Below are 3,399 nucleotides of genomic sequence, written 5' to 3'. Positions count from 1 at the left end.
AAGGAGAAACCCTACTCATCACCGGCGGCACGGGCAGCTTCGGCCACGCCGTGCTCAACCGCTTTTTAAAAACCAACATCAAAGAAATCCGCATCTTCTCAAGAGATGAGAAAAAACAGGACGACATGCGTCATCAGTACAATGATGACAAAATCAAATATTACATCGGCGATGTGCGGAACCTTCAAAGCCTCAAGGACGCCATGCACGGCGTGGACTATATCTTCCACGCGGCCGCCTTAAAGCAGGTGCCCTCCTGCGAGTTCTTTCCCATCGAGGCCGTCAAGACCAACGTCATCGGCACCGACAACGTGCTGACCGCCGCCATCGAAGAAGGCGTCAAAAAGGTCATCTGCCTGTCCACCGACAAAGCCGCCTATCCCATCAACGCCATGGGCACCTCCAAAGCCATGATGGAAAAAGTCTTTGTGGCAAAAAGCCGAACCGTTGATCCCGATAAGACCCTGATCTGCGGCACCCGCTACGGCAATGTCATGTGCTCCAGAGGTTCCGTGATTCCCCTGTTCATCGAGCAGATCAAAAACGGCCAGGCCCTGACCGTCACCGAACCCCAAATGACCCGGTTCATCATGAGCCTGGAAGAAGCCGTGGAGCTCGTTCTTTTCGCCTTCGAGCACGCCGAAAACGGCGACATCATGGTCCAGAAAGCCCCGGCCTGCACCATCGAAGTGTTAGCGCAAGCCGTCAGAGAACTCTTTCACGCCCACAACGAAATCAAGATCATCGGCATCCGCCACGGCGAAAAAATGTACGAGACCCTTCTGACCAACGAAGAGTGCGCTCACGCCATCGACATGGGCGACTTCTTCAGAGTGCCCGCCGACAAACGCGATTTAAACTACGATAAATATTTCAAAGAAGGCAACCAGAAGCGCACCGAACTGACCGAGTTCAACTCCGACAACACCGAGCTCTTAAATGTCAAACAGATCAAAGAAAAGCTGCTTTCTCTAGAATACATCCGTAACGAACTCGCCGAATGGGAAGCGAGGTAAAAACATGAAAATACTCATCACCGGCGCCAGAGGCTTCATTGGAAAAAACCTCATCGCCGAGCTTAACAATATCAAAGAAAAGAAAACCAACCGATACCCCGGCATCGACCCTGACACCCTGGAAATCCTGCCCTTTGACGTGGACACCGAACCCACACTTTTAGAACAGTATACCAAAGAATGCGACTTCGTGTTCCACCTGGCCGGCGTCAACCGACCCAAAGACCCCGCAGAATACAAAGCCGGCAACTTCGGCTTTACCAGCACATTATTAGATTTATTAAAAAAGGCCAACAACAAAGCCCCCGTCATGCTCGCCTCCTCCATCCAGGCCGCCCTGGACAACCCCTACGGCAAAAGCAAAAAAGCCGGAGAAGACCGGCTCTTTGACTACGGCCGCGAAAACAACGTCAAAGTCCTCGTCTACCGCTTTCCCAACGTGTTCGGCAAATGGAGCCGGCCCAACTACAACAGCGCCATCGCCACCTTCTGCCACCACATCGCAAGAGGACAGCCCATCCAGGTCAACGACCCCGAGGTGATGTTGAATCTCGTCTACATCGACGACCTCGTCGAAGAGCTGCTAAAAGCCTTGAGCGGCAGAGAACACCGGGAAGAAAAAGAACAGGTCAAAGCCTTCAAAGACGACGTCATCAACGTCGTGAAAATCAATAAAGAACGCATTGCGACCGGAAAACAGTTCTGCACCGTTCCCGTAGACTACAAAGTCAAGCTGGGAGAAGTCGCTCAGTTAATCCAGTCCTTTAAAGAAAGCCGGGAAAAGCTTCAAGTCCCCGACCTGTCCGACCCCTTCACCAAAAAGCTCTACGCCACCTACCTGAGCTATCTGCCAGAAGACCAGTTCAGCTACCCTTTAAAAATGAACATCGATGAAAGAGGCTCCTTCACCGAGTTCATCCGAACCCCCGACCGGGGCCAGGTGTCCATCAACATCTCCAAACCCGGCATCACCAAAGGCCAGCACTGGCACCACACCAAGAACGAAAAATTCCTGGTCGTGAGCGGCAAAGGCAAAATCCAGTTCCGGAAAGTGACCAACAATACAGAAGCAAAAGAAGCCGTCATCACCTACCACGTCACCGGCGACAAGCTCCAAGTCATCGACATCCCCACCGGCTACACCCACAACATCATCAACGAAGGCGACGACGACATGATCACCGTCATGTGGGCCAGCGAAGCCTTCGACCCCGAAAAACCCGACACCTACTTTTTAGAAGTGTAAAAACAAATAAAAAAGGAAAGCAAGAAAAAAGATGGAAAAACTCAAACTCATGACCATTTTAGGCACCCGGCCCGAGATCATAAGACTCTCCGCCACCATCAAAAAATGCGATCAGTACTTTAACCATACCCTCGTCCACACCGGACAGAACTGGGACTACACCCTCAACCAGGTCTTCTTCGAAAACCTGGGCCTGAGAGCCCCCGACCACTACCTGGACAGCGTGGGCAAAGACCTGGGTGAAACCATGGGAAGCATCATCGCCAAGTCCTACGACATCCTGAAAAAAGAAAAGCCCGACGCCCTGTTAATCCTCGGCGATACCAACTCCGCCCTGTCCGCCATCAGCGCCAAGCGCCTCAAAATCCCCATCTTCCACATGGAAGCCGGCAACCGGTGCTGGGACTGGAACGTGCCCGAAATGGTCAACCGCACCATCGTCGACCACATCGCCGACATCAACCTGCCCTACACCGAGCACTCCAGACGCTACCTCCTAAACGAAGGCCTGGACGGAAAAACCATCTTCGTGACCGGCAGCCCCATGCGCGAAGTACTCAGAGATCATGAAACAGAGATCGAGCAATCAAAAGTCCTGCAAGAACTGAACCTGAAGCCAAAAGGATACATCCTGCTCTCCGCCCACCGGGAAGAAAACATCGACCACGAAGACAACTTCCTGTCCCTCATGGAAGCCGTCAACCACATCGCCGAAAAATACCAGAAGCCCGTCATCTACTCCACCCACCCGCGGAGTAAAAACATCATCGAGAAAAGAAACTTCAAGTTTCATCCCCTGGTGACAAGCATGCAGCCCTTCGGCTTCTTTGATTACAACAAGCTTCAGAAAAACGCCTACTGCGTACTCTCCGATTCCGGCACCCTGTCCGAAGAGAGCGCCATGCTCGACTTCCCGGGCGTGCTCATCAGAACGAGTACCGAACGCCCAGAAGTCTTAGACAAAGGCACCATCGTCATCGGCGGGATCACCGGAAAAGAAGTGGAGCAGGCCGTAGAGCTGGCCGTAAACATGTTTGAAAACAAAGAAGAGACCGTCATGGCCGAGGACTACGCCGACACCAACGTGAGTGTGAAGGTGGTGAAGGTGATTCAGAGTTATGCGGGGATTGTGAAGAA

General features: G+C 52.5%; 3 protein-coding genes. All 3 read left to right on the top strand.

The window, feature by feature from the left end; all coding sequences use genetic code 11:
* Positions 1 to 1,016: nucleoside-diphosphate sugar epimerase/dehydratase (locus tag DW091_RS19860; RefSeq protein ID WP_118519113.1), on the top strand; the 1,016-nt coding region annotated here is incomplete at its 5' end.
* A 4-nt stretch (positions 1,017 to 1,020) separates the two neighbouring features.
* The gene (locus tag DW091_RS19855) at positions 1,021 to 2,262 is read left to right on the top strand and encodes a capsular polysaccharide biosynthesis protein CapF (RefSeq protein WP_118519112.1); all 1,242 of its coding nucleotides are present in this window, start codon (positions 1,021 to 1,023) and stop codon (positions 2,260 to 2,262) included.
* A gap of 31 nt (positions 2,263 to 2,293) precedes the next feature.
* Positions 2,294 to 3,399: UDP-N-acetylglucosamine 2-epimerase (non-hydrolyzing) (gene wecB / locus DW091_RS19850; RefSeq protein WP_118519111.1), on the top strand; the 1,106-nt coding region annotated here is incomplete at its 3' end.

It is taken from the genome of Eubacterium sp. AM05-23 (assembly GCF_003477535.1).
GTDB classification, from domain to species: Bacteria; Bacillota; Clostridia; order Eubacteriales; family Eubacteriaceae; genus Eubacterium; species Eubacterium maltosivorans.
The sequence above is the reverse complement of the archived record's forward strand: the minus strand, read 5'-3'. Positions and strand labels throughout refer to the sequence as shown.